The sequence below is a fragment of the Microbacterium sp. MEC084 genome (assembly GCF_004514465.2).
GTDB lineage: Bacteria > Actinomycetota > Actinomycetes > Actinomycetales > Microbacteriaceae > Microbacterium.
In genome coordinates, this window is sequence record NZ_MYFP02000008.1 from 44,340 (window position 1) to 69,447 (window position 25,108).

General features: G+C 74.7%; 24 protein-coding genes. 12 read left to right on the top strand and 12 right to left on the bottom strand.

Annotated features, from left to right (window positions below):
• The first annotated feature begins 164 nt into the window (after window positions 1–164).
• The 4 genes from B5M43_RS08935 to B5M43_RS08950 all read left to right on the top strand — a co-directional run bounded on the left by B5M43_RS08935 (window position 165) and on the right by B5M43_RS08950 (window position 2,911).
• Window positions 165–761, top strand: coding sequence for a PadR family transcriptional regulator (locus tag B5M43_RS08935; protein WP_134745397.1), 597 nt, complete (start codon window positions 165–167; stop codon window positions 759–761).
• Window positions 762–864: 103 nt separating this feature from the next.
• Window positions 865–1,101 (top strand): hypothetical protein, encoded by a 237-nt coding sequence (locus tag B5M43_RS08940; protein WP_134745396.1) that lies wholly within the window; start codon window positions 865–867, stop codon window positions 1,099–1,101.
• 48 nt (window positions 1,102–1,149) lie between these two features.
• A complete protein-coding gene (locus B5M43_RS08945) occupies window positions 1,150–1,509 on the top strand; it encodes a hypothetical protein (RefSeq protein WP_134745395.1) in 360 nt (119 codons plus the stop codon).
• Window positions 1,510–1,555: 46 nt separating this feature from the next.
• Window positions 1,556–2,911: a hypothetical protein gene (locus tag B5M43_RS08950; protein ID WP_134745394.1), complete on the top strand. Its 1,356-nt coding sequence runs from the start codon at window positions 1,556–1,558 to the stop codon at window positions 2,909–2,911.
• Window positions 2,912–2,978: 67 nt separating this feature from the next.
• Here B5M43_RS08950 and hpf read toward each other — a convergent pair whose 3' ends face one another.
• From hpf to mtrA, 5 genes are all read right to left on the bottom strand, one after another.
• Window positions 2,979–3,644, bottom strand: coding sequence for a ribosome hibernation-promoting factor, HPF/YfiA family (gene hpf / locus B5M43_RS08955; RefSeq protein WP_134745393.1), 666 nt, complete (start codon window positions 3,642–3,644; stop codon window positions 2,979–2,981).
• 138 nt (window positions 3,645–3,782) lie between these two features.
• Complete coding sequence (locus tag B5M43_RS08960; RefSeq protein ID WP_134745392.1) at window positions 3,783–4,505, bottom strand: ComF family protein; 723 nt, start codon at window positions 4,503–4,505, stop codon at window positions 3,783–3,785.
• 90 nt (window positions 4,506–4,595) lie between these two features.
• Window positions 4,596–6,317, bottom strand: a complete 1,722-nt coding sequence (locus B5M43_RS08965) for a GerMN domain-containing protein (RefSeq protein ID WP_134745391.1) — start codon at window positions 6,315–6,317, stop codon at window positions 4,596–4,598.
• The gene (gene mtrB / locus B5M43_RS08970; RefSeq protein WP_134745390.1) at window positions 6,314–8,122 is read right to left on the bottom strand and encodes an MtrAB system histidine kinase MtrB; all 1,809 of its coding nucleotides are present in this window, start codon (window positions 8,120–8,122) and stop codon (window positions 6,314–6,316) included. Before mtrB ends, B5M43_RS08965 begins: the two co-directional genes overlap by 4 nt.
• A 2-nt stretch (window positions 8,123–8,124) precedes the next feature.
• Window positions 8,125–8,820: an MtrAB system response regulator MtrA gene (gene mtrA, locus B5M43_RS08975; protein WP_134745389.1), complete on the bottom strand. Its 696-nt coding sequence runs from the start codon at window positions 8,818–8,820 to the stop codon at window positions 8,125–8,127.
• 188 nt (window positions 8,821–9,008) lie between these two features.
• Between mtrA and B5M43_RS08980 the strand changes: the two genes are divergently transcribed.
• The 6 genes from B5M43_RS08980 to aqpZ all read left to right on the top strand — a co-directional run bounded on the left by B5M43_RS08980 (window position 9,009) and on the right by aqpZ (window position 15,382).
• Window positions 9,009–10,307 (top strand): hypothetical protein, encoded by a 1,299-nt coding sequence (locus tag B5M43_RS08980; RefSeq protein ID WP_134745388.1) that lies wholly within the window; start codon window positions 9,009–9,011, stop codon window positions 10,305–10,307.
• Complete coding sequence (locus B5M43_RS15330; RefSeq protein WP_134745387.1) at window positions 10,304–10,960, top strand: DUF4129 domain-containing protein; 657 nt, start codon at window positions 10,304–10,306, stop codon at window positions 10,958–10,960. Before B5M43_RS08980 ends, B5M43_RS15330 begins: the two co-directional genes overlap by 4 nt.
• Complete coding sequence (locus B5M43_RS08990; protein WP_230667871.1) at window positions 10,957–12,156, top strand: DUF4350 domain-containing protein; 1,200 nt, start codon at window positions 10,957–10,959, stop codon at window positions 12,154–12,156. The genes B5M43_RS15330 and B5M43_RS08990 overlap by 4 nt, the downstream gene beginning before the upstream one ends.
• 19 nt (window positions 12,157–12,175) lie before the next feature.
• A complete protein-coding gene (locus tag B5M43_RS08995) occupies window positions 12,176–13,168 on the top strand; it encodes a MoxR family ATPase (RefSeq protein WP_055990209.1) in 993 nt (330 codons plus the stop codon).
• Between the two features lie 11 nt (window positions 13,169–13,179).
• Entirely contained in the window at window positions 13,180–14,490 is a 1,311-nt protein-coding gene (locus tag B5M43_RS09000) for a DUF58 domain-containing protein (protein ID WP_055990212.1), read from the top strand.
• 106 nt (window positions 14,491–14,596) lie between these two features.
• On the top strand, window positions 14,597–15,382 hold the full coding sequence (aqpZ, locus tag B5M43_RS09005) for an aquaporin Z (RefSeq protein WP_134745386.1): 786 nt from the start codon (window positions 14,597–14,599) through the stop codon (window positions 15,380–15,382).
• Window positions 15,383–15,455: 73 nt separating this feature from the next.
• Here aqpZ and B5M43_RS09010 read toward each other — a convergent pair whose 3' ends face one another.
• Both B5M43_RS09010 and B5M43_RS09015 read right to left on the bottom strand, forming a co-directional pair.
• A complete protein-coding gene (locus tag B5M43_RS09010; protein ID WP_134745385.1) occupies window positions 15,456–15,917 on the bottom strand; it encodes a heme-degrading domain-containing protein in 462 nt (153 codons plus the stop codon).
• A gap of 34 nt (window positions 15,918–15,951) precedes the next feature.
• Window positions 15,952–16,947 (bottom strand): stage II sporulation protein M, encoded by a 996-nt coding sequence (locus tag B5M43_RS09015; protein WP_055990217.1) that lies wholly within the window; start codon window positions 16,945–16,947, stop codon window positions 15,952–15,954.
• Between the two features lie 16 nt (window positions 16,948–16,963).
• Here B5M43_RS09015 and B5M43_RS09020 point away from each other — a divergent pair, with 16 nt between their 5' ends.
• Entirely contained in the window at window positions 16,964–17,812 is an 849-nt protein-coding gene (locus B5M43_RS09020; RefSeq protein WP_082543033.1) for an RDD family protein, read from the top strand.
• A gap of 310 nt (window positions 17,813–18,122) precedes the next feature.
• Here B5M43_RS09020 and B5M43_RS09025 read toward each other — a convergent pair whose 3' ends face one another.
• Window positions 18,123–18,332 (bottom strand): DUF3499 family protein, encoded by a 210-nt coding sequence (locus B5M43_RS09025; RefSeq protein ID WP_055990220.1) that lies wholly within the window; start codon window positions 18,330–18,332, stop codon window positions 18,123–18,125.
• Window positions 18,333–18,536: 204 nt separating this feature from the next.
• Between B5M43_RS09025 and B5M43_RS09030 the strand changes: the two genes are divergently transcribed.
• Complete coding sequence (locus B5M43_RS09030; RefSeq protein ID WP_055990654.1) at window positions 18,537–18,887, top strand: hypothetical protein; 351 nt, start codon at window positions 18,537–18,539, stop codon at window positions 18,885–18,887.
• A 1-nt stretch (window position 18,888) separates the two neighbouring features.
• Here B5M43_RS09030 and B5M43_RS09035 read toward each other — a convergent pair whose 3' ends face one another.
• The 4 genes from B5M43_RS09035 to manA all read right to left on the bottom strand — a co-directional run bounded on the left by B5M43_RS09035 (window position 18,889) and on the right by manA (window position 25,107).
• Window positions 18,889–20,283 (bottom strand): DUF5719 family protein, encoded by a 1,395-nt coding sequence (locus tag B5M43_RS09035; protein ID WP_134745384.1) that lies wholly within the window; start codon window positions 20,281–20,283, stop codon window positions 18,889–18,891.
• Entirely contained in the window at window positions 20,280–23,102 is a 2,823-nt protein-coding gene (locus B5M43_RS09040; RefSeq protein WP_134745383.1) for a glycosyltransferase, read from the bottom strand. The genes B5M43_RS09035 and B5M43_RS09040 overlap by 4 nt, the downstream gene beginning before the upstream one ends.
• Window positions 23,103–23,443: 341 nt before the next feature.
• Entirely contained in the window at window positions 23,444–23,767 is a 324-nt protein-coding gene (locus tag B5M43_RS09045) for a WhiB family transcriptional regulator (RefSeq protein ID WP_082543034.1), read from the bottom strand.
• 182 nt (window positions 23,768–23,949) lie between these two features.
• Complete coding sequence (manA, locus tag B5M43_RS09050; protein ID WP_134745382.1) at window positions 23,950–25,107, bottom strand: mannose-6-phosphate isomerase, class I; 1,158 nt, start codon at window positions 25,105–25,107, stop codon at window positions 23,950–23,952.
• Between the last annotated feature and the right edge of the window lies 1 nt (window position 25,108).

A 25,108-nucleotide genomic window follows, 5' to 3' on the forward strand; every position in this document is an offset into this window, starting at 1 on the left:
TGAGGTATTGCCCGTCCATGCGAATCCCCTTCACGCTCGCGATGATCCTCCGTCCCGGGCGTGTCGGGCGGCCGGGCGACGCGCCGCGATCGCATCGTTGCGCGCCGTGCTTTCCCGGTATGCATATTCTCGGACGGGGCCCGACGGCCCGGAAGGAGCTTCGGATGAGCGTGCGACAGAGCCTGCTGGCGATCCTGGATCAGGGCGCCTGCTACGGCTACCAGCTGCGCGCCGAGTTCGAGCGCCGCACCGGCTCGACCTCCCCGCTCAACGTCGGCCAGATCTACAACACGCTCGAGCGCCTCGAGCGCGACGGGCTGGTCGCGCGAGGCGAGGCGGACGAGCACGGGCACGTGTACTGGCGGATCACGGACACCGGGCGCATCGAGGCGCGCGACTGGCTGGACTCCCCCGTGCTGCGGGCGCCCGGCGCGCGCGACGAGCTGGCGATCAAGCTCGCGCTCGCGGCCACGCTGCCGGGCGTCGACGTCGGCGTGCTGATCCGGCGCCAGCGGCAGGCGACGCTCGCCCACCTGCAGCGCCTGCGCGAGCCCCGGCCGGCCCCGCGGCCCGGCCCCGAGGAGCTCGCGGGCTCGCTCGTGGTGGACCACCTCGCGTTCCAGGCGGAGGCCGAGCTGCGCTGGCTCGATCACGTCGAGGAGCGCCTGGCCGCGCACCCCGACCACGCGATCGGCCTCGAGCTCGCGACCGAGCGCCCCAAGCGCGGTCGCCCCGCGAAGGCGCCGCTCGCGGTCGCCTGAGCCGGGGACCCCTCCCCGGGTGCGGTTCTCGTGCGATCGCGCGCCCGGATGCCAGGATGAGCGCAGGGGTGTCGCCCGAGCGCGACCGATCGAGGGGGAGAACATGAGCGAGCCGACTTCGCCGCACGAGCCGACGTCCGCGCCACGGCACGCGGACGCCGCACCGACCGCACCGGCCCCGGTTCCGGCGGAACGGCGGCCCGACGCCGCATCCGCGCCGCCCGCGCCCGAGAAGCCGCGGAAGCGGATCAATTGGAAGCGGGTCGGCATCCTCACGGCTGTCGCGCTCGTGACGCTCGGCATCCTGTTCGTGATCGTCTACAACTTCGCGCCGGTGTAGTGGGCGCGCATCATCGGCGACTTCGCGCAGGAGGACTTCGGCCGTTCGATGCTGGTCGGGCTCATCGTGGGCTTCTGCTTCACGCTGGTGCCGCTGATGATGCTCCTGCTGCTGATGTACCGCTCCCCCGTGTGGGTCAAGGTCGTGATCGTGGTCGTGGCGGTGTTCCTGGCGGCGCCGAACCTGCTGACGCTCTGGATCGAGCTGGGAGCGTCGGGGGCGACGCACGCGGCCGACCGCATCCTCGACACCGAGGCCTTCTCGTTCGGCGGGGCGAGCATCTGGGGCGCCGTGATCGGCGGCATCGCCTTCCTGTTCTGGGCGTGGCTGTTCGTGTCGCGCCGCTTCACGAAGCGCCGGCTCGCGACGCTCAAGTCCGAGGCCGCCGAGAGCAGCCGCGCCGTCTGAACCGGCGGCCCGCCCGCGCCCGACGCGCCGACCGTAGGATCGGACCATGGCGGGTTTCTGGGGCAGGCGCAGGCGCGAGGACGAAGCGGCACGGCAGGCGCAGGACGACGACCTGGCGCGGCGCGCGCGGGCGGCGCTGGTCGCGGCCGACGAGCGCATCCGCACGACCTCCGACGAGGTCGAGTTCGCCCTCGCCGAGCTCGGCGAGACGGCCACCAAGCCCCTGCGGGAAGGGCTCGAGGCGGTGCGCACGCACATGGCCGAGGCGTTCCACCTGCACCAGCTGAACCACGACGAGATCCCCGACACGGCCGAGGAGCTGCGCACCCGCAACGCGCGCATCGTGCAGCTGTGCGAGTGGGCCGAGGACGTGCTCGACGAGCGCACGGAGGCGCTGCGCGAGAAGATCGCTCTCGTGCGCCAGGCGCCCAAGATCATCGACGGGATCCGATCGGACGTCGAGCGCCTGCGCGCCCGCCTGCCGCAGGCGCGCGAGACCGTGGACAGGCTCGCCGGCCGGTACAGCCAGGCCGCCCTGCACCGCGTCGCGGCGAATCCCGCCGAGGCCGAGCAGCTGCTGGACTTCGCGCTGCACAGCGCCGACATCTCGGTGCGGCGTCGCGAGGCCCGCCGGCCCGAGGAGGCGAACGTGGCCCTCGAGACGGCCACGGAGGCCGTGCGCCGTGCCGGGACCATCCTGGACGCCGTCGAGGACTTCGAGATCGAGGCGCTGCGGGCGCAGTCCACGCTCGCCGACGTGATCGCGGACTCCCGCGAGGACATCGTCGCCGCCCGCCCGTTCACGCAGAGCGGCGCGCCGCACGCTTCCGAGGTGTCCGCGGCGGTCGCCCGCCTCGAGGCCGCGCTCGCGGCTCTGCCCGGCCCCGGCACACCGAGCGACCCGTTCGAGGATCTGGCGACGCTGCGCGAGGCCAACGCCGCGCTGGACGCCGCTGTCGACAAGGCGCGTGAGCGCGCCTCCCGGCCCGTGCCCCCGCTCGATCACGTCCGCCACGCCGTCGAGGCCGCCGACCACGCGATCGCGGTCGCACGCAGCGTGATCGACGGACACCGCGGCTGGATCGGCGCCGATGCGCGCACCCGCCTCGTGGAGGCGCAGCGCCTGCGTCCCGAGATCGACCCGCTCGTCGTGCCCGAGGACACCCGCGAGCAGGCGCTCGTGCTCGCCCGGCGCGTCCAGCAGCTGGCCGGCGAGGCCCTGCAGGCCGCGCAGCGCGACATCGACTCGGGTCGCCCCGACGGCGACGACTGGGGCGGCTACGGCGGTTTCGGCGGCGGACGCCGCCGCCCGCGCTCCGGCTTCGGCGGGGGCGGCGACCTCCTGGGTCCCGTGCTCGGCGGCGTCCTGCTCGGCGGCCTGATGGGCGACATGTTCGACTGAGGCGCGACGCGACGAGGGCCCGGTCCGCAGACCGAGCCCTCATCGTCCCCTCCCTGGGTCCGCGCGCCTATGAGGCGAGCGCCTCCTCCTCCGGCGGCGCCGTGGCGGTGAGCGAGATCACGCCGTAGTCCCAGCCGCGGCGGCGGTACACGACGCTCGGGTGGTCGGTGCGCGCATCGATGAACAGGAAGAAGTCGTGGCCGACCAGCTCCATGCGGTCCACGGCCTCCTCGACCGTCATCCACTCGGGCTCGAAGGTCTTGGTGCGGATGACGACCGGGTTGTAGTCCTCCTCGTCCTCCCCCTCCTCGACGACCGGCACCTCGCCCGTCGTGACGGCGCGGATGACGTCGGCCGGGGCCGGCTGGACGTCGATCCCCTCGAGCGCTCCCGAGCCCTTCTCGTAGTGGGCGCCGCGCGGGTGCAGGCGGCCCGCCACGCGCTTGTCCTTGGCGCGGCGCAGCTGCTCGGCGAGCTTGTCGAGCGCGATGTCGAGGGCGGCGAACTTGTCCCCCGCGCAGGCCTCGGCGCGGACGACCGGGCCCTTGCCGACGACCGTCAGCTCGACCACGTCGTCCTCCAGGCGGCCGTTGCGGTGGGCCTGGTGGGTGACCTTGACCTCGAGACGGAGCGCGCGCGGCGCGAGACCGGCGATCCTCGCGATCTTCTCTTCGACCACGGATCGGAAGCGCTCGGTGATCCCGACGCCGACTCCGGAGATGTGCGTTTCCATCGTGCCTCCCTGTCCGGTCCGCCCGGTCACCGGCACCTGTCCGGTAGCGCGGACCTCGGTCGATCCCCGAGGCGCACCTCGGGTCTGTGATGCCCTACCGTAGACCCCCTTCGGGCAAGTGTCACGCACTATTTGCCGTCAGGCCGGATCCCATTCACCGGGATGTGTCAGGGAATCCGGAAGCCGCCGCGCGCGGGTCCGGACGCCCGTGAGCGGCGTGGCGGCGACGACCGCCGCGCCGACGACCCGCACCCCGGCGGCCTCCAGCGCGCGACGCGCCTCCTGGAGGGTCGCACCGGTCGTGACGACGTCGTCGACGAGCACGACGTCGAGCCCCGCGGTGCCCTCGCGGGCGCGCATGCTCCCCGCCACGTTGCTCGCCCGATCAGCGCGGCCGAGGATCCGCTGGTCCCGCGTGGCCCGCGCGACCCGCAGCAGGCGCGCGGTCCGCACGCCCGCGCGGCGAGCCAGCAGCTCGGGGACGCGATAGCCGCGCCGCCGCATGGCCGCCGCCGAGGTCGGCACGGGCACCGCGAGCACCGGCGAGGCGGCCGATGCGACCGCCTCGCGCAGCGCCTCGCGCAGCGCCGGGGCGAGGGCCCGCGCGGCGTCGGAGCGGCCGCGCTCCTTGAGCGCTCGCACCGCGCTCGCGCACGGCCCGTCGAACGCCAGCCCCGCCCATACCGTCAGCCCCGCCAGCTCCCTGCTCCGGGGCGCCGGCCGCAGCTGGTCGGCGCACGGCGGGCACAGTGCGATCCCGCCGGTGCCGCACCCGGCGCACGAGACCGGCAGGAGCAGCGTGAGCGCCCCCGCGAGCGCGTCGCGGAGGCCCGGCGGGAGCCGCTCCCGGAAGCCGTCCATGACTCGAGGATGTCCGGCGCGGAGCGCGCCGGATGAGCCCCCCTGTCCGGTTCGGAGAGCCGCCGGCGAGGTCGCGCTGGGGACGAGCGGTCAGCCCGTGCGCGGCGGCGTGCCCATCTGAGTGGCGAGCACCTGGACATCGGCCCCGGTCTGCTGCCACGACGAGCCCCGACGCATGTACATCACTCCCTCCTCCGTCAGCAGCCGCACGGAGGAGTCCTGCGTCCCGAAGGCGATCGACGCGGTGCCGGCCGGCGCGTCGGACACCTCGGCGGGGCCGCCGATCTGCTGTTCGACCACGCGCCAGGTCTCGCCGTCGCTCGTGACCACGCCGATGCGCGCGTCCTCGATCCAGGCGACCGCGACCCCCGCCTGCGCGAGCTCGGTGACCCGCATGGCGGGGCCGAGCCCGGCGGGGTTGCCCGAGCGGTCCCGACGCACGCTGGCCACGACCGCGAGGTGCTGGCCGCCCGTGGTGACGAGCGCCGCGATCCGCGACCCGTCGCGCGACATGGCCCAGGCGCGCACGGCGTCGGCCTCGGGCCACGCCCCCTCGATCGCGAAGGGCTCCAGGTCGGCGTTCCACGCGGTCACCTCGCCGGGGCTGCGGCCCACGACCGTCCAGACGTACCCGAACGGGTCGATGAGGGGCTCGATCTGGCCGCCGCGTTCGTCGACCGTGTCGACGTTGCCGTCGGAGGTCACGCGCGACACCAGGCCGGTGCCGAGCTTGACCGCCGCGACCTGCTGGTCCGGCGAGACCGAGATCGCCTCGATGTCGGCGGGGATGTCGAGCAGGGTGGGGCTCAGTCCGTCGATGGGGGTGAGCTCGGATCCCGACAGGAAGCCGAACTCGTCCTCGCGCAGCACGAGGGCGCGGGAGTCCGGCCGCGTCTGCGACACGGGCACGGGCTCGACATCGACGGGCCGCGTGTCGCTGCCGGTCGTGAGCCGCACGCTCTGCACGCCCGTGTTCGCCAGACTCGCGTCGAGCTGCGCGAGCATCCGCCCGAGGGCCGTGGCGTCGGCGCCGGCGGCCACCGAGTTCAGCTCGACGTGCGCCACCTGATCGGTGTCGACGGGCACGGCGTCGGTCTGCAGGTCGATGTCCTGCGCGAAGGCGCTGGCCACCGAGCCCGCGAGCCACGGGCTGGGCGCGCCGTCCACGAGCTCCCGGACGATGGACGTCGCGGTGTTGCCGCTGGTCGGGAACCACCGGACATCCGGCACCAGGAAGCGCCACGTCGGGTCGAAGTACGCCAGCGGGTGCGGGTTGAACACCACGGGGAAGTTCTGGCGGTCGAGCACGATGCCGTCGGGCGCCTCGACGATGCGCCACTCGCCGTCCTCGCGCTGCGCCACGCGGAACTGCAGGTCGACCGAGCCGGATGCCGACGTCGTGTATGTGCCGTGCTCGTCCACGGTCGCGGTGGGCGCGACCGTCATGGTCACGAGACCGGTCTCCTCGTCCACCTGGGTGCGCCGCGCGTCGGCGGCATCGACCGTGACGCCCGCCTCGGGCCGCCAGGTCGCCGCGAGGTCCCTCGAGAGGAACAGCCGCGCGGTCTCCCATCCGTCGACCGGCGAGAGCGCGGCCTCGATGAAGCCCGTCACGATCTGCTCGGGCGTGGCGCCCGCCGTCGGCGCGAGCGGGAAGAACTGGGTGTCGGGCTCCTCCGGCGCCGCCCCGGGGACCAGGCCCGCGGTCACCTCGCCCGACGTCGGCAGGCCCGTGCATCCCGTCAGCGCCACGGCGAGCGCGAGCAGCAGGAGCCGCGCGCGCCCCCGGCGCGTGGTGTTCCGCCCGGTCATGACCGCTCCCCTCCGTCGTCCTGGGGCCCGTCGTGGGACCCGCCGCCCGGCTCGTCGCCGTGGCGCCGCGCCTCCGGCGCGCCCCGCTCCGCCACGCCGTCGAGCTCGCGCAGGTCGCGCAGCTGCCCGACGTCGTCGAGCTCCTCCACCTCGGAGGGATCGAGCGTCAGGATCGGCTGGGTCGCTCCGAGCGCCGCCGACAGAGACTCCTCCGACGGCTCCAGCGGGACGGGCGACGGACCGTCCAGGCGGCCGTCGCGCCGCGGCAGCGTCAGCACGAAGTTCGTGCCGGCGCCCAGCTGCGACCACACCTCGAGCGTGCCGCCGTGCAGCTTCGCGTCGCCGAGCGCGATCGACAGCCCGAGGCCCGTGCCGCCGAGCGTGCGCTTGCGCGACGGATCCGCGCGCCAGAACCGGTCGAACACGCGCTCGGCGTCGGCGGCCGACATGCCCATGCCGTAGTCCCGCACGCCCACGGCGACCGCGTGCGGATTGCTGTCCACCGTGACCACGATGGGGCGTCCCTCGCCGTGCTCGATCGCGTTGCCCAGCAGGTTCCGCAGGATGCGCCGCACGCGGCGCGGATCCATGTCGACCGGCGAGTAGCCGCCGGGGGCCACGAACCGCAGCTCGGTCCCGTGCTGCTCGGCCACCTGACGCATGGACTCGATCACGTCCTCCGCCAGGTGCGCGAGGCTCGTGGCCTCGAGCTCCAGCTGGACGGAGCCCGCGTCGTACCGGCTGATCTCGAGCAGGTCGGTGAGCAGCCCCTCGAACCGCGCGACCTGCGCGTGCAGGAGCTCCGCGGCGCGCGCGGTGGCCTGGTCGAACTCCTCGCGACGGTCGTGGATGATCGAGGCCGCCAGGCGGATCGTCGTCAGGGGCGTGCGCAGCTCGTGCGAGACGTCGGACACGAAGCGCTGCTGCACGAGCGACAGGTCCGCCAGCTCCTGGATCTGCGATTCGATGCTGTCCGCCATGGCGTTGAACGAGCGGCCGAGCGTGGCGAGCTCGTCCTCGCCGTGCACGGGGATCCGCACCTTGAGGTCTCCCGCCGCGAGTCGCGCGCTCGTGGCGGAGGCCTCCACGATGGGGATGGACAGCGCGCGCATCACGAGCCACAGGATCGCGACGACGATCAGCACCATCGCAACGCCCGACCCCCACAGCGTGCGCTGGACGAACTCGAGGGTCTCGGCCTCCTCCGCGAGGTCGTACGCCATGTACAGCTCGTACGCCCCGACGCCGGGAACGCGCAGCTGCTGGCCGACGAGGATGCCCGCGAGCACGTCGCCCTCGGCGTCCTGCAGACCGATCGACTGCCACCACTGGCGCTCGTCCCCGTTCTCGCGCACCAGCTCGCGCAGCCCGGGCGAGACGGCCTCGGCCGCCAGACCCCCCAGTCCGAAGTCGGGCGGCGCGAGCGGCACGGGCTCGTCCTCGATGCGGAAGCCGGCGATCAGGTCCGTGGTCGCGAGCCGCGCGATGTCGTCGATCGTGGCGCTCCACAGCTGCTGCATCTGGGCGCGGCTGGTCGCCAGCTCCGACGCGTCGAGCGTCGCCTGGGCGTCCTGCACGGCGCGCTGCGCATCGCTGAGCACCTCGTCGCGCCGGTTCTGGAACAGGTCGTTCTGGATCGCCAGCGCCATCCAGAGACACGCGACCGTGATCGTGATGGCGGTCAGCGCCGTCGTGATGAGGATCGTGCGGAACTGCAGGGAGCGCGTCCAGAGCTGCAGCAGCCGGGCGGGCCAGGTGCGCGGCGAACGCCACGCGAACAGCGCCGGTGCCGCTGCGCCCGGCATGACTAGGACGCGGCGGCGCCGGTGACGGCGCCGGCGCGGTAGCCGACGCCCCGCACCGTGGTGACGATCTTGGGGTTGTCGGGGTCGAGCTCGATCTTGGCGCGCAGGCGCTGCACGTGCACGTTCACGAGCCGGGTGTCGGCCTTGTAGTGGTAGCCCCACACCTGCTCGAGCAGCTCCTCGCGCGAGAACACCTGCTGCGGCTTGGACGCCAGCGCCACGAGCAGCTCGAACTCGAGCGGGGTCAGGGCGATCGCGGTCTGGCCGCGGCGCACCTCGTGAGCGGCCACGTCGACCGTGAGGTCGCCGATCCGCAGGATGGCGCTCGACGCCTCGGGCGTCGGCCGCAGGCGCGTGCGGATGCGCGCGACCAGCTCCTTGGGGTTGAACGGCTTGACGATGTAGTCGTCCGCGCCGGCCTCGAGCCCGTTGACCACGTCGGCGGTGTCGGCGCGCGCGGTCAGCATGATGATCGGCACGCCCGACTCGGCACGGATCTCGGTGCAGATCTCGATGCCGTCCTTGCCGGGCAGCATCAGGTCGAGCAGCACGAGGTCCGGACGCTCCTGCCGCCACATGTCGACGGCGAGCTCGCCGTCGGCGCAGAACAGCGTCTCAAAGCCCTCCGTGCGCAGCACGATGCCGATCATCTCGGCGAGGGCGGTGTCATCGTCGACGACCAGGATGCGGGCGGTCATGGAGTGCGAAGATCCTTTGCTCGAATCCGCGACTGAAAACGGATCCCTGGCCGCGGAAGGTCAGGGACCCGATCAGCCTAGACGACGACCCCTGTTCTGTAACGTTTGACGCGGGAGTGGCTGCTGCGACTCCCCTGCCAGCAGCGCCGGGCGGACGAGTGCCGCCGGGCGGCGTCGAGGAGGAACACGTGACCAGCACGCCCGGGTGGACGCCGGCCCCGCGGGCCGGGCTCGTGCCCCTGTATCCGTACGGGTTCGGCACGGCGCTGGGTCGCTCGTTCACGGCCCTGCGCGGCAATCCCAAGGTGCTGCTCGGCTTCGCCGTGGGCGTGCAGGCGGCCGCCTCGCTGATCGGGCTCGCCGTCATCGGCGGCGTCGCGGCGCTCACGTTCGGCCGTCTCGACACCGTCGCGCCCTCGTCCGAGGACTTCGAGGCGATCTTCGCCGGGTCGACCGCCATCACGGTGGTCGTGACGATCCTGACCTCGCTCGCCCTGAGCGCCGTCAGCGTGATCGTGCAGGGCGTGGTCGTGGCGGAGGTCTCCCGCGCCGTCGTCGGGGAGCGCGCCACGCTGCGCCAGCTCTGGGCCGTCGTGCGCCCCGCGTTCTGGCGCCTCGCCGGCTGGTTCGCGCTGCAGCTGCTCGCCGGGGCGGTCATCGCGCTCGTCGTCGCGGTGCCCATGGTCGCGGGGGCGGCCACCGAGCAGTGGGGCCTCATGATGCTCGCGATCCCGCTGCTGCTGGCGCTGTTCCCGCTGTGGGCGTGGCTCGGCACGAAGCTGTATCTGGTCCCGTCCGCGATCGTCCTCGAGGCGGTCGGCCCGATCACGGGCATCCGGCGCTCCTGGGTCCTGACGCGCGGGCGCTTCTGGCCCACGTTCGGCGTCATGATCCTGATCAATCTCCTGGTCGGGGTCGCCTCGAGCGTCGTCGGCTTCCCGCTGCAGATCGCGTCGTCCTTCCTGCCGGCGATCGTGATGCCGTTCGGCGCGAGCGCGGCCGATCCCGGCCCCGCGATCGGCATCGCTGTCGCGGTCGCCGTCGTGAGCGCCGCGCTCCAGGTGCTCGTGTCGGCGATCGGCACGATCGTGGTCGCGACGGGCGGCGCGCTCATGTACGTCGACGCCCGGATGCGGCGTGAGGGGCTCGACCTGCGGCTGCAGGCGTACATCGAGCAGCGCGAGCTGGGCGCGACCGCGCTCCCGGACCCCTGGGCCTACGACCCGTCGCACGTGGCGCCGCCGCGCGCGACCTATCATCCGGGCGCGTACCCGCCCGGGCAGCCATACCCGCCGCAGCAGCACCCGCCGACGCAGGGGTACCCGGCAGCGCAGCACCCGCCGACGCAGGGGTACCCGCCGGCGGCGTATCCGCCGGCGCAGCCGCACCCGCCGGCCGCGTATCCGCCCGTGCAGGGGAATCCGCCGGCCGCGCCCGGGCCGGCCTGGCCGGCGCCGCCCCCGCCGCCCGGGGCGGGAGGCTCGTGACGGCGCTCGCGGCTCCCGTGCCCGGCGGTCTGGATCCCGACCGCGACGAGGCGCGCGAGTGGGCCGAGCGTGAGCTGGCGGATCCCGCGTACGACGCGGCGGAGCCGACGCTCATCGACCGCATCGCGCGGACGATCGCCGACTTCTTCACCGACCTGCTGACGCCGCGCGGCGACCTCGAGTGGAGCCCGGTGCTCGCTGTCGCGGCGGTCGTGCTCGCGATCGGGCTCGTGGTGGCCGCCGTCCTGATCTGGGGCCGTCCGCGCCTGGCGCACCGCACCGCCGAGCGCTCCGCGCTGCTGTTCGGCGAGGCGGAGTCCCGGTCGGCGGCCGAGCTGCGCGCGGCCGCGGCCTCGCATGCTGCCGCGGGCGAATGGGATGCCGCGGTCGTCGTCCGCTTCCGCGCACTGGCCCGAGGCCTCGAGGAGCGCGGGGTCCTCGAGGCGCCGCCCGGCACGACCGCGCAGGGACTGGCGCGGCGCGCCGTCCCGGCGTTCCCGCCTGAGGAGGCCGCGCTGCACGACGCCGCGCGCGCCTTCGACGACGTGCGCTACCTGCGGCGGCCCGGCACCGCGGAGCTGTACGCCGCCGTGGCCGCGCTCGACGAGCGGCTGGCCCGCACCGTGCCGACCCGCGAGGCGGTCGGCGCGTGACCGCGGTCGACCGGACCGCAGGCGCCGACCCCTTCGCGGCCGAGATCGGCGAGCGACGCACGCGGGCGCGGTCCGCGCTCGGCTGGGTCCTGATCGGGGTCGCGGTGGTGCTGATCGGCGCCGTCGTCACGCTCCTGAGCTCGGACGGCTGGAGGGAGCGCGAGCCGCTCGATCCCGAAGGGTCCGGTCCCGACGGCGCGCGCGCCATCGTCTCCATCCTGCGCGAGCAGGGCGTCGAGGTCGTCGAGGCCGACCGGCGCGGCCAGGCGCTCGCCGCGCTCGAGACGCCGGGGACCACGCTGGTGATCACCGACCCCTGGTACCTGTCCGACGACACGATCCTCGCGCTCGCGGACGCCGCGGACGACACCGTCGTCCTGGACCCGAGCGCCGAGACCGCGGCTCTGCTCGCTCCCGGCGCGGAGCACTCCGGCTTCGGCGACGGGCCGGTCGAGCCGGCCTGCGCGCTGCCCGCCGCCGAGCGCGCGGGCGCCATCCTGCCGGGTCGCGGCTTCACCGCCCCGAGCGGTGTGACGGGCTGCTACCCGGTCGGCGACGGGCACGCGCTCCTGCGCAGCGAGCGGCCGTCGCCGGTCACGCTGATCGACGGCACCGAGCTCTTCGACAACGCGCACCTCGCCGCGGAGGGCAACGCCGCGCTCGGGCTGGGCCTGATCGGCACGCACGACCGGGTCGTCTGGTTCGTCCCGTCGCTCGCCGACGCCGACGACGGCGAGGCCGCACCTCAGCTGGGCGACCTGGTCCCGCCCTGGCTCACGCCCGGCATCGTGCTCCTGCTGGTCGCGGGCCTCGCCGCGGCGGTCTGGCGCGGGCGGCGGTTCGGTCCGCTGGTCGCCGAGCGCCTGCCCGTGACCGTGCGGGGCAGCGAGACGCTCGAGGGGCGGGCGCGGCTGTACGCGCGTGCCGCGGATCCCGCTCACGCCGCCGCCCTGATGCGCGACGGGGCGACGGAGCGGATGGCGCGCCGCCTCGGCCTGGCCGCCACGGCGTCGCGCGCCGAGGTCGCCGACGCGGCCGCCGTCCGCGTCGGCGGGCGCGCCGCCGTGATCCGCGCGATCCTCGAGGACTCCCCCGCCACCGACGCCGACCTGGCCGAGTTCGGCACCCGGCTTCGCGATCTGGAGGACGCCGTCGAGGCGGCCGTCCGCACCACGTCCGGGCCTTCCGCCCGCTGACATCACCGAGAGGACAAGCATGGAGAACACCGCAGCCGCCGGTACGACCGTCGTCGACGCCGGATCCGCCGACGCGCTCCGCCAGGCGATGCACCGCGTGCGGCTGGAAGTCGGCAAGGCGGTCGTCGGGCAGGATGGCGCCGTGAGCGGCCTGCTGATCGCGCTGCTGGCGCGCGGCCACGTGCTGCTCGAGGGCGTCCCCGGCGTGGCCAAGACCCTGCTCGTGCGCACCTTCAGCCGCGCCCTGGGCCTGGACACCAAGCGGATCCAGTTCACCCCCGACCTCATGCCGGGGGACGTGTCGGGATCGCTGATCTACGACGCCAAGGCGGGCGAGTTCGAGTTCCGCGAGGGCCCGGTCTTCACGAACATCGTGCTCGCCGACGAGATCAACCGCACGCCGCCGAAGACGCAGGCGGCGCTGCTCGAGGCGATGGAGGAGCGCCAGGTCTCGGCGGACGGCGTGACGCGCCCGCTGCCGGAGCCGTTCCTGGTGTGCGCCACACAGAACCCGATCGAGCACGAGGGCACGTACACGCTGCCCGAGGCGCAGCTCGACCGGTTCCTGATCAAGCTGCTGATCGACGTGCCGCCCCGGGAGTCGGAGGTGGCGGTGCTGCGCCGCCACGCCGACGGGTTCTCGCCGCGCGAGCTCGAGGGCGTCGCGGCCGTGGTGTCGCCCGACGAGATCCGCGCCGCCCAGCGGTCCGCCGCGGCCGTGACGGTCACGGACGACGTGCTGGGCTACGTCGTCGACCTGGCGCGCGCGACGCGGCAGAGCCCGTCCGTCCAGCTCGGCGCGAGCCCGCGCGCCGCGACCGCGCTGCTCGCGGCCGCCAAGGCATGGGCCTGGCTGGGCGGCTACCCCGCGATCACGCCGGATCACGTGCAGGCCATGCTCGTGCCGGTGTGGCGCCACCGCATCCGGCTGCGCCCCGACGCCGAGATCGAGGGCGTCACGGTCGACGCCGTGCTCGGTTCGGTGCTGCAGCAGACGCCCGTGCCGCTCTGAGCCGCGCCGCCGTGTACCTCACCGCTCTGGTCCCCTGGATCGTCGCCGCGGGCGTCCTGCCGCTCGTGCCGCTGACGGCGATGGGCGTGAACGCGTGGCTCGTGGTCGGCGCCTGGCTCGTGCTCTGCGTGGCGCTGGTGGCGGCGGATGTCGCGGCCGCGCCCGATCCGCGCGCGCTCTCGCTCGATCGATCGATGCCCGCGCGCGTGCGGCTCGGCGAGCCCGTGGAGGTGCGGCTGCGGCTCGCCAACCGCGGTGCCCGCCGCATCCGGGCCACCGTTCGCGACGCGTGGCAGCCGACGGCCGGCGCGCCGGCCGCGCGGCTGCGGTTCGACGTGCCGCCGCACGAGGCGCGCACGGCCCGCCTCCCGCTGCTCCCCCGGCGCCGCGGCGAGCTGCGGACCGAGTTCGCGATCATCCGGTCGGTGGGCCCGCTCGGGCTCGCGGGAGTGCAGAGGCGGATGGACGCGCCGGGCGCGATCCGGGTGCTGCCGCCGTTCCACGCGCGGCGGCACCTGCCGTCGCGCCTCGTGCGGCTGCGGGAGCTCGACGGCAACACGAGCGTTCAGGTGCGGGGCCGGGGCACGGAATTCGACTCGCTGCGGGAGTACGTGCGCGGCGACGACGTGCGCTCGATCGACTGGCGAGCCACGGCCCGTGCGAGCACCACGATGCTGCGCACCTGGCGCCCCGAACGCGACCGGCACGTCGTGATCGTGATCGACACGGGCCGCACCGCGGCCACGCGCGTCGGCGACGGCACGCGGCTCGACGCGGCGTTCGAGTCGGCGCTGCTGCTGGCGGCCCTGGCGGCGCGGGCGGGCGATCACGTGCATCTCGTGGCGTTCGACCGCGTCGTGCGCGCCCGCGTCACCGGGGTGGACGGCCCGGCGCTGCTGCCGGCGCTCGTGGACGCGCTCGCGCCCGTCGAGGCGCAGCTGATCGACACGGACTGGGACGGCGCATTCGCCCAGGCGCGCGCACTCGCCGTGCATCCGTCCCTGCTGGTCGTGCTGACCGCGCAGGAGGCGCCCGAGGCCGCACGCGGGTTCCTGGGCACCCTGCCGCAGACGGTGCGGGCCGGGACCGTGGTGCTGGTCGGCACCGCGACGGATGCAGACCTCGAGAGCACCGCCCGCGCCCGGGGATCCGTCGAGGACCTCTACCGGGCGGCGGCCGCCGAGGCGGCGCTGCGCACCGCGGGGCGCGTCGCGCGCGCCATCACGCGGGCCGGCGCCGAGGCCCTCGCCGCGCCCCCGGACGACCTGCCGCCGCGCATCGCCGACCGCTACCTGGCGCTCAAGGCCGCGGGCCGGCTCTGACCCGCGGGCCCGGAATGACGCGTTCGTGAAACCTTCGTCGCGTCGCTTGCCGCCCCGGATGACGCGCTGACAGCATGCGAGAAGACCGCCACACGAGAGGACGAGCATGACCGATCCGAACCCCGAGATCCCCGTCGAGCCCACAGAGCTCGCCCACACCCCGCCCGCCGACCCGACGCCCACCTCCAAGCTGGTGGCCGAGGCCTTCGGCACGCTGCTGCTCGTGTTCGGCGGCGTCGGCACGGCGGTCTTCGCCTCGAATCACTTCGCCGACACCCCGGCGGCCGTGTACACCGCGGTCGCGCTCGCGTTCGGCCTGACGGTCGTGGTGGGCGCGTACGCGTTCGGTCCGATCTCGGGCGGTCACTTCAACCCGGCGGTCACGCTCGGCCTGGCCGCGGCGGGCCGCTTCCCGTGGCGCGAGACCGGCGGCTACATCGTCGCGCAGGTGGTCGGCGGCGCGATCGCCACGACCCTCCTGGTGCTGATCGGCCTGTTCGGACCCGCCGACTGGCTCGTCACGGCGCAGGACGCGGGCTTCGCGAGCAACGGCTGGGACAACCTGTCACCCGCCGGCTTCGGCCTTCCCGCCGCGATCATCGCGGAGGTCGTGCTCACCGGCCTGTTCCTGCTCATCATCCTCGGGGTGACCCACCCCACCCGCGGCACGCCTCTCGCGGGCCTGGCGATCGGCCTGTCGCTCGCGCTCATCCACTTCATCAGCATCCCGGTCGACAACACCTCGGTGAACCCCGCCCGCTCGATCGCCTCGGCGATCTACGGCGGCGGCGAGGCGCTCGCCCAGCTGTGGGTGTTCCTGGTGTTCCCGATCGTGGGCGCGCTGCTCGCCGGCTTCGCCTACAAGGCGCTGTTCGACTCCGTCCGCGCCTAGCGGCCGTTCCGGTGCCGTCCGGCCCTTCTCACCCGCGATATGGGCCGGACGGCACCGCTTCGCGGGGGCGCGGTCACGAGGCGAAACGACGGAGGGCCTCGACGACGAGCGCGTGGTCGTCGGCCTGCGGCAGGCCGGACACCGTGACTACGCCGACGATCCCGACGCCGCGGACCCGGATCGGGAACGCGCCGCCGTGCGCCGCGTACTCCGACAGCGGCAGGTCGTGGATCTCGTTGAACGCGTCGCCGTGACGACGCCCGACCAGGTACGAGGACGCGCCGAAGCGATAGACCGTGCGGACCTTGCGCTCGATCCACGAGTCGTTGTCGGCGACGGCGCCCTCGCGCGCGGCGTGGAAGACCTGCTGTGTCCCCTTGCGGATGTCGATGGTCACCGGCAGCTCGCGCTCGGCGGCCAGCTCGACCAGCAGGCACCCGAGCTCCCACGCCTCGTCGTGCGTGAAGGACTCGAGCACGAGCTCGCGCTCCTCGGCCTCGAGCCGGGCGACCAGGGCGACGTCGATGTCGGTCATGGCACCAGCGTGCCATGCCCCGCGCCCGCACCGTTCAGCCCGCGACGAGAGTCGGGGTGCCCGCCTCGTACTCGGTGAGGTCGCCGGTCTCGCCGGCCCGGGCCGCACGGCGGCCGAGCACGAGCATCCAGAACAGCAGCACGCCGAGCGCGAGCGCCCCGATGCCGATCTTCAGCCACCACGGCCACGGCTGTCCGGTCACGAACCCCTCCACGGCGCCTGCGATCGCGAGCGCGAACACCAGGCCGATCGCCACCGTGGCGAGCGCGCGGCCCTCGGCGGCCAGCGCGGCGCCGCGCGTCCGCGGCCCGGGCGCGACCCACGCCCAGAACACGTGCAGGCCCGCGGCCGCCGCGACGAAGATGCACGTCAGCTCCAGCAGGCCGTGGGGCAGGATGTACAGGATCATCACGTCGAGCCGGTCGTAGGCGGTCATCACGGCCGCGGCCGTCCCGACGCCGACCGCGTTCTGCACCAGCACGTACAGCGGGAACAGCCCGGTCACGCCGAACAGGACGCACTGCGCCGCGATCCAGGCGTTGTTGGTCCACACCATCCCCGCGAACACGGCCGCGGGGTTCTCGGTGTAGTAGTCCGTGAACTCCTCCTCGGCGTACTGCTCGAGCTGCGCCTCGCTGCCCAGCGTCGCGACCACGGCGGGGTCGCCCGCGATCCACGCCGCGGACAGCGCGGCGGTCGCGAGGAACGCCAGCGCGATCGCGAGCGTGGTCCACCGCACGCGGTGGAGCGCCGCCGGGAGCTGATGCAGGAAGAACCGCGGCAGCTGCCGCAGGACGTTGTCGGATGCGCCGGTGAGCGCCAGCCGCGCACGCGCCAGCATCGTCGAGACGTGATCGCCCTGCGGAGTGCGGCCGGCCGACGTCTTGATGTCGGCGAGATCAGCCGAGGCCGCCTGGTAGCGGGCGACGAGCTCGTCGACCTCCTCGCCTGTCAGCCGGCGCCGCTGGGACAGCTCGTCGAGCCGCTCCCACTCCGCGCGTCGGGCGGCGGCGAGGGCGTCGAGATCCACCTGGTTTACTGTACGCATGTCGACTGGCGGCGTCACGGAACCGGCCGCCGCGCGGCATCCGCATCGCTCCTCGCGCGCCGTCGTGGTCGCGCACGACGAGGTGCTGACCGGCGAGGCGGTCGCGCTCGACGTCCAGCCGATCGGGCTCGTGCTGCGGGTCGCCGGCGCGGCCATCGATGTCGCCGTGACCGTGGTCGTCTACGTGCTGCTGGTGCTCGCGATGGCGGGTCTGCTGATGGCCGGCGTGCTGCCCGAGAACGTCGTGCAGATCCTGTCGATCGTGCTGCTCGTGCTGCTCGCCGTGGTGGTCCCGACCGCGGTCGAGACGGTCACGCGCGGACGCAGCCTGGGCAAGCTGGCCGTGGGCGGGCGGATCGTGCGGGCCGACGGCGGCGCGATCTCGTTCCGGCACGCGTTCATCCGGGCGATGGTCGGCGTGCTCGAGGTGTACATGACCCTCGGGGGCCTGGCGCTGCTCGTCGCGATCTTCACCCCGCGCTCGCAGCGGCTCGGCGACCTGGTCGCGGGGACCTACGCGGAGCGCACCCGCACGCCGAAGCTGGTCCCGCGCGAGATGCCGCTCCCGCCCGGACTCGAGGGCTGGGCGCGGATCGCCGACGTCGGGCGCCTGCCGGACCGGCTGGCGCGGCGCGTCGCGCAGTTCACGGCCGGTGCGGCGGCGATGCACCCCGCGGCCCGCGAGCGCCTGGCGCGCGAGCTGGCGGACCAGGTCGCGCCCCACGTCGCGCCTCTGCCCCCGGTCGATCCCGAGACGCTGCTTCGCGCGGTCGTGGCCGTGCGCCGCGAACGCGAGCTCCACGCGCTGCGCGCCCGCGCCGACCGCGTCGCCCACCTCTCCCGCTGACCCCGCCGGCGCCGGTGGAGGCTTCAACCGTTTCGACTCCTCGCTGGCGCTCGTCGCTCAACGACCACGGGTTGGGACTCCGGCTTCGACTCGCTACGCGCGGCTCAGCCCGTTTCGACTCCGCTTCGCTCCGCTCAACGACCGGCAGACACGGCCGACAGCGAGCAGCCTCACTTACCGTCGTGCGAGCGAGGCGAGCGTGGAGCGAAGCGACTCCCGCAGCGCGAAGCGCTGCCGAACGGAGCGTCAGCGACGTTCCTCGCTCGCAAGGGTGCCGCTTGCGGCCCCGCAGCGTGCGAGACGCTCCTGATCAGGAAGCGCGGAGCGTCTCGTGACGTACGACCACCCAGCCCTGCGGCACCGACAGCCGGTCGGTGTGGATCGCGCAGAGGTCGTGCGCATGGGGGTTGTTCGCCGCACCGAGCGGGCCGAGGGCGGCCATCTGGTCGGTGTAGTCGTAGGTCAGCGTGGTCACGGCCTCACGGGCGCAACCCACTTTCGAGCAGACTCTCTCACGCATCGAGCCCACTCTAGGCGCGGGCCGGGCGCGGCCCGGGATGCCTCGCCGGACGGCGTGCGGATCTGCGCTCGGCGGGGCGCTCGCCGGCCGCCGGATCGGTCCTAGGCTGAGGGCATGGCCATCTTCGGACGCGCGCGACGCCCGAGCCCGCGCGGGCGCGCGGCACGGCACGGTCGGCACGGCCGCGTGGGCCGCAGCCCGGTGGTGCGGCCGCCGCTCCCCCCGATCGACACGCGCGTGGAGCGCTTCGACGTCGCCGTGGGGGGCGCCGCCGAGTATCTCCGCGGGGCGTGGCCGGAGCTGCGAGACGTGAGCTTCGAGATCGGCCGCCTGCCGCGCGATGCGGACGCCGACGGCATCCCGCGCTGGAGCATCGACCGTGCGGCCCAGCGCATCGTGATGTACCGCGTGCCGATCGAGCGCCTGAACCGCCTGCACCGGGTGGACGACACGCACCGTCGCATGATGATCGAGGGCGAGGTGTTCCGCGCCGCGGCCGAGTACCTCGACCGGGACCCGTGGGACCTCGGCCCCGACCGCTTCCGCTTCTTCTGACCTACGGGTAGACGGTCACCGGCCGCGGATGCGCGGCGTCCGGCCAGACGGCCACGGACGCGAGCGCCGACTCCCCGGCGAACCCCACCGCCGCGTGGAGGGACGCTCCCGCGGGGTCGACCGTGTACAGCCTGTCGCCGCGGACGCCGATCTTCGCCGCTCCCCCGGCGGGGACGTCGAACTCCTTCGGCTCGTCCCCCACGCCGGCGACCGACACCGTGACGTCCTCGTCCGACGGGTTGGCCAGGTGCAGCGCCGCGTCGTCGCCCCGCGGGACGGCGACGAGCGTGCTCTCCGTGATCGCGGGCGACGGCGTGTGCCAGGCGAAGTCCGCGCCGGCGCCGAATCCCGTGGTCTGCCACACGGCGGCCACGGCGGGGGCGTCGGCGGCCACCGTCACGGTGTAGTCGCCCTCGTCGAGCCCGTCCAGCTCGACCTCCACGGGAGCTCCGGCCGCCAGGTCCACGTGCTGCGGTTCGATGGCCTGCTCGCCGTCTTGGTCGCGGACCGTGATCGTCGCCGGGGTGTCGCCCTCCGACAGCAGCCGGACGATGGTCGACGCACCCTCGGTCTCGGCCACGTCGCCCGTCACGGTGAGCCCGGGGATCACCTGGACGAGAGCGGGCCGGACCGACGGCTGGCTGTCGACGCCGCCCGGATCGAGCGTGCGCACCAGGCTCGACTGCAGGCTGGCCCGCACGGGCGCGCCGGTCGCGGTGATCCGCAGGACCGGGCTCTGCTCGTCCCCCGCGAACCCGGCCACGGGCAGGGCGAGCTGGGTGCGGGCGGGCACGGGGATCGCGTCGGCGCCGGGAGGCGTGACCGGCCCCATGACGCCGTACGACGTGACCTGCACGGTGGCGTTGACGTCGCCGGGGTTCGCGATCAGCAGGATGCCGGTCGTTCCCGTCTCGGTGTCGCCTCCCACGATCCACGACTCCATCTGGGCGGGGCGGCACGCGGAGGCCGTGAAGCCGGCCAGGTCCTCGTCGCCCAGCGTGGCGGAGGTGGCGGCGGCGACGGACACGGGCTCGCGTCCGGTCGGCGCCTGCACCAGCCGAAGGGCTCCCGCCTCGCCCGCGACGCCGGGCTGGCCGAGCGCGTCGGACGGCGGCTGCCCGCCTGCGTCATCGCCTGCCGTGACGTCGGCGGGCGCGGCGACCGAGAGCGCGGCTGCGTCCTCCGGCACGCGTCCGAGCGCGAGCACGGGTCCGTCGCAGGCCAGAACCGTCTCGGCGGGCCGGGGGGCGACCTCCAGCGCGCGCGGCTCGGTGGCCACGTCCGGCCAGGGCAGGGCCGCGGCCGCGGTCACCGCGATCACGGACCCGACGGCGACGGCCGCCCCGACCACGACGCGCGCCGCGGCGATGCGCTGGGCGACGGTGATCCTCTTCACAGCTTCGCCTCCTCGTAGCCGCGGCCGACGACCCGCGGCGTACGCCGGGCCTCCCGGCGGGACGCGAACGTCGGCACGGCGAGCAGCAGCGCCACGAGCATCGCGGCGAGCTGCGTCGTGGCCGCGAGGCGCGCGGTCGCGCGCTCCCGGTCATCCAGCGCGGGACGCGGCTGCGGGTCGGCCTCGAGACGCCACAGCACGCCCTTCGCGGTCTCGCCCACGCGCACGAATCCCGCGCGCTGATCGATCGCCGTGATGGCCTCGAGACGCCGCGTGCGCGACGCGTCGGTCTCGGGTCCGGCGCCGGCCTCCAGCAGCACGAACCGGACGCCCGCCTCGCTCAGCCGCTCGGGCACGTCGCCCGCGCTGGCCGACACCAGATCGGTCGCGACCTCGGCCAGCCGCTCGTCCGCCTCGTCGACGTCCGGATCCGTGCTCCGCAGCGTGGACTGTCCGCCCAGTGTCTCGCTGGCACCCCAGACGACGCGCGCCGCGACGCCGCCGTCCGCCTGCGCGGACAGCACGAACGTGCCGAGGTCCTCCTCGTCGGCGGCTCGGGCCGTGACGTAGGCGGGCAGCGTCGAGGCGGGACCGTTCGTCAGGCGGGCGTCGCCGCGGGCCACCGCCGTGAGCGCGGGCATGGCGACGACCGCGACGCACACCACGGTCAGCACGGCGGCGGCGGAGGCCGCGCCCCGGCGGAGGATGCCCGCGTCCAGGGTCACCGCGGCGGCCGCGATCGCTCCGAGCCACGCGAGGCTGAGCGCGCTGCCCGGCCACACCGGCACGGGTGCGGAGGCGGAGGTGGCCACCTGGACGCCTGCCACGAGCTGCGCGGCGACGAGGCCCGCCGTGGCGATCACGACGGCGCCGACGCCCGCGCGCCAGCGCGGGGTGAGCGGCGCGGCGAGCGCGAGCGCCGCGAGCGGCAGGAGCAGCAGCGGCACCCAGGCGCCGGGCGTCGCTTCGCCCGCGCCGAGCCAGGCGAGCAGCGCGCCCCAGCCGCCCGGATCCGCTGTGGGGAAGCCCGTCGCGAGCCGCAGCGGCGACGCCGCCTCGCCGCCGGCCCACGGTCGGCCGGGATCGGCGAGCAGCGCCCACGGGGTGCCACGGGACAGCTGCGCCTGCACGAGCGGTGCGAAGAACAGGATGCTCGGGATCACGAGCCACAGCACGCGCGCGACGCCGCGTCGCGCGCGGAACCCGATCGCCAGGAGCAGCGCCAGCGCCCAGAGCACCGCGAGCGCGGGCGCGAGCGACGGCGCGCACGCCAGGACGGCGACGAGCAGGATGGATCCGGCGCCGGACGCGCCCCACGAGCGATGGGCCACCGACCCGGCGAAGAACAGCCACGGCAGCAGGATGTGCACCAGCACGGCGGCCGGGCGACCCTCGACGAGCGCGGTGAGGAAGGTGGGCGCGAGCGCCCAGAGCACGCCGACCGCCACCCGCACGCCCGACCGCTCGGTGACGCGCGTCGCGGCGAACCAGCCGCCCAGCACCGCGAGCGGGAGCGCCAGCACCCACACGAGCACGATGGCGAACGACGGCCGCGCGGGCGACAGCGATCCGAGGACGGCGATCAGCGTGGCGAACGGGTCGGCCGCGGACGGCGCGTCGATCCCGAGCGAGCGCAGCCCGTATCCGGCGTCGTCCCAGAGGCCCGCGACCGTGTCGCGCAGCGGCAGCAACGCGCCCCCGCCCAGCACGGGCCAGGCCAGCAGCGGCAGGAACGCCGCCACGGCCACCACGAGGGCCGCGAGCACCGCCCACGCGCCGCCGCCCGAGAAGAACCTGAGCTCGCGACGGACGACCGGCTCCCCGCCGCCCGGGTCGTAGCGCTCGCGCAGCTGCCCGTGGGTCGCGCGCAGCGCGGCGATCTGCGACCACGGCACGGACTTGATCGCGCGGATCTCGCCGCGCGAGCGCGCGACCGCGGGGATCCGGGCCATGACCGTGAGGGCGGCGGCCCACTCGGCGGGCACGCGCGCGGGCGTCTTGGCCACGAGGTGCACGAGGGTGCGCCACAGCGCGAGGGGCAGCAGGGAGAGCCAGTGCAGCGGGACGGCCCACGCCGGGGCGTAGGCGAGGCGGCGGTGCAGCTGCGCCGTTCGCACGGCGTAGGCGCGCGCCATCGGCCGGCCGGGGAGGCCCGCGGCGCCGGCCTCCGGCGCATGGAGCCTGGCGCCCGGCGCGAGGGCGACGCGGCGGCCCGCCAGGCGCGCCCGCACGCCCATGTCCAGGCCCTCGTCGGCGCCCGCGAGCGCCGGGTCCGGCAGCAGGTGCGCCCGGGCGTCGCTGCGCAGCAGGAGACCGCGCACGTCGGCCCCCAGCACGTCGTCGTCGCCGTCGTGCTGGCCCTGGTCGAACTCGCCGTTCGCGAGCGGCACCGTGCGCCCGAAGCGCGTCATGCTCACGCCGAGGGACAGGATGACCGCCGGATCAGCGGCGTCCACGACCTTCGGAGCGGCGATCGCGACCGAGGGAGCCCGCTCGAGGGCGGCCGCGAGCGCCGCGAGCGCTCCGGGCTCGGGGCTCGTGTCGTGGGCGAGCAGCCAGACGGCGCGGTCGGCGGGAACGCGCCCCGCCGCGAGGCGGACAGCCGCGGCGAACGAGATGCCGGCGGGGGCCTCGATCGCGCCCTCGGCGCCCGAGGCGTCGATCACGGCGCGCAGCGGCCCGGCGGGGCCGCACACCACGACCGTGAGTGCGTCGACTGGGCGCTCCTGGGCGCGGAGCGCTTCCAGGGTGCGCTCGAGCTGGGCCGCGGCGTGCGGCGTGGAGCGGGCGACGAGGATGGCGTGGACGGCGGGGGGCATGTCGCGGACAGCCTAGGCGGGCCCGCTCCCCGATCCGTCGGCACGCGCCGGAGACACGCACATTCCCGGCCGGCCGGGAAGGATCGGCGCCGTTTCGACTCCGCTTCGCTCCGCTCAACGACCGGCAGAAACCCCCGTCGTCTGCGGGCGTGCGAGCGTCCCCGTGCGCTTCTCCATCCGTCGCATTCGCGACGGACGGAGCCTCGGCGCCGGGGGCCCAGCGAGCGTGGAGCGAAGCGACCCCGCAGCGCGAAGCGCTGCCGACGGAGCGTCAGCGACGTTCCTCGCTCGCAAGGGTGCCGGTTGCGGCCCCGCAGCGTGCGAGACGCTTCTGAAAAGAACTAGCCTGCGGCGCGCTTGAGCTTGCGACGCTCGCGCTCGCTGAGGCCACCCCAGATGCCGAAGCGCTCGTCGTTCTGCAGCGCGTACTCGAGGCACTGGCTGCGCACGTCGCACGAGGTGCAGATGCGCTTGGCGTCGCGCGTGGATCCGCCCTTCTCAGGGAAGAACGCCTCCGGGTCCGTCTGGGCGCAGAGCGCGTCGCTCTGCCAGGCGAGTGCGGTGTCCTCGTCGCCCTGAGGCGGGCGGACGCCCGGAACACCCAGGTTGACGGGGTCGACGAACCAGTTGTCCGGTACGCCGGAACGGTACTGCGATCCGGTCATTTCGCTCTCCCACTCCCTCTGGCCCCCCATGGGCGGATGTCGTGGAAGTAATTACACCCGTGTGATTCCCAAAGATCAAGTCGCAGATCGTAAAGCCTCAACCGCGGCATGAACCTTCATTGACCGGCTCCGGCGTGTCGCGCTCGGGCGTATCGCGCGGCGCGCCCGGGCGCTCGCTCCGCTCAGTCGGCGCGGCCCGGCTGGGCGAGGAAGGCCTCGCCCTCGCCCGAGATCCGGATCTCGGTCTCGTCGGGCGTCACGAACGCGGCGCGGCCGGGCTCCAGGTCGAGCGCGCCCCGTGCGCCCGCGACCGAGACGGCGCCGGTGGTCGCCAGCACGATCAGCGGCCCGATGGGGCGGATGACCGCGTCGGAGCCCTCCGCGACGCGCGCGCGCAGCAGCTGGAAATCGGGGACGTCGGCCGGGAACGCCTCGACGCCGCGGTTGCCGTTGTCCGCTGCCACCGGGAGCACGACGGGTACCGGACCGGGCGTGGGGTCGAGGATGCGCAGCAGCTCGTCGACGTCGATGCGCTTGGGCGTGAGCCCGCCGCGGAGCACGTTGTCGCTCGCGGCCATCAGCTCCACGCCCAGGCCGGACACGTACGCGTGGAGCATCCCGGCGCGCAGGAACACGCTCTCGCCGCGGTGCAGCACGACGAAGTTCATCAGCAGCGCGACGACGACGCCGGGGTCGCCGGGATACCAGGACGCGAGCTTGCGCGCGTTCGCGAGCTCGGCCGCGAACTCCGTCGACTGGGCGTCGGCGAGGCCGGCGGCGATCGCGGCGACCGTCTCGTGCGCGTCGCCCGAGAGCAGCCAGCCGATCGCGTCGGCCAGGCCCTCGGGGTCGGTGAGGCGCTCGCGCAGCGGCGCGGCCGCAGCGCCGAGGGCGTCGAGCAGGCGGCGCGACGCCTCCAGCTCCCGCAGCCCGCACAGCGCCTCGAACCGCTCGGACAGGGCGACGATCATCTCGGGCTTGTGGTTGTCGTCGGCGTAGTTGCGCACGGCGTCGGCCGGCAGGGCGGACTCGCGCGCGAACGCCTCCTCCGCCTGCGCCTTCGACGGGTGCACCTGGATCGAGAGCACGGTCGACGCGGCCAGGAGCTTCAGCAGGTACGGCAGGCGCCCGGCTAGACCCACGCCGGCGCCCTCCTGGGCGATCCACTGGTCCAGCGTGCGGCCGGAGCCGTCCTGCACGTCGGAGGGGTCGGAGGGGTGGTCCCCGTACCAGATCTCGGCCTCGGGGTGCTCCGCGGGCGGGCGGCCCTGGAGTGCGGCGATGAGCGAACGGGAGCCCCACGCGTAGTCGCGCGGGACGTTGGTCAGGGGAACGAGCACG

Bases quoted from the DNA above. Each gene is read 5' to 3' on its own strand.
- B5M43_RS09020 (WP_082543033.1), top strand. From the start codon at position 16,964: ATGTCGACTGGCGGCGTCACGGAACCGGCCGCCGCGCGGCATCCGCAT.
- B5M43_RS09040 (WP_134745383.1), bottom strand. From the start codon at position 23,102: ATGCCCCCCGCCGTCCACGCCATCCTCGTCGCCCGCTCCACGCCGCAC.
- B5M43_RS08950 (WP_134745394.1), top strand. From the start codon at position 1,556: ATGGCGGGTTTCTGGGGCAGGCGCAGGCGCGAGGACGAAGCGGCACGG.
- hpf (WP_134745393.1), bottom strand. From the start codon at position 3,644: ATGGAAACGCACATCTCCGGAGTCGGCGTCGGGATCACCGAGCGCTTC.
- B5M43_RS09010 (WP_134745385.1), bottom strand. From the start codon at position 15,917: ATGACCGACATCGACGTCGCCCTGGTCGCCCGGCTCGAGGCCGAGGAG.
- B5M43_RS08995 (WP_055990209.1), top strand. From the start codon at position 12,176: ATGGAGAACACCGCAGCCGCCGGTACGACCGTCGTCGACGCCGGATCC.
- B5M43_RS08965 (WP_134745391.1), bottom strand. From the start codon at position 6,317: ATGACCGGGCGGAACACCACGCGCCGGGGGCGCGCGCGGCTCCTGCTG.
- mtrA (WP_134745389.1), bottom strand. From the start codon at position 8,820: ATGACCGCCCGCATCCTGGTCGTCGACGATGACACCGCCCTCGCCGAG.
- mtrB (WP_134745390.1), bottom strand. From the start codon at position 8,122: ATGCCGGGCGCAGCGGCACCGGCGCTGTTCGCGTGGCGTTCGCCGCGC.
- aqpZ (WP_134745386.1), top strand. From the start codon at position 14,597: ATGACCGATCCGAACCCCGAGATCCCCGTCGAGCCCACAGAGCTCGCC.
- B5M43_RS08960 (WP_134745392.1), bottom strand. From the start codon at position 4,505: ATGGACGGCTTCCGGGAGCGGCTCCCGCCGGGCCTCCGCGACGCGCTC.
- B5M43_RS09045 (WP_082543034.1), bottom strand. From the start codon at position 23,767: ATGACCGGATCGCAGTACCGTTCCGGCGTACCGGACAACTGGTTCGTC.
- B5M43_RS08945 (WP_134745395.1), top strand. From the start codon at position 1,150: ATGCTGGTCGGGCTCATCGTGGGCTTCTGCTTCACGCTGGTGCCGCTG.
- B5M43_RS09025 (WP_055990220.1), bottom strand. From the start codon at position 18,332: ATGCGTGAGAGAGTCTGCTCGAAAGTGGGTTGCGCCCGTGAGGCCGTG.
- B5M43_RS08940 (WP_134745396.1), top strand. From the start codon at position 865: ATGAGCGAGCCGACTTCGCCGCACGAGCCGACGTCCGCGCCACGGCAC.
- B5M43_RS08935 (WP_134745397.1), top strand. From the start codon at position 165: ATGAGCGTGCGACAGAGCCTGCTGGCGATCCTGGATCAGGGCGCCTGC.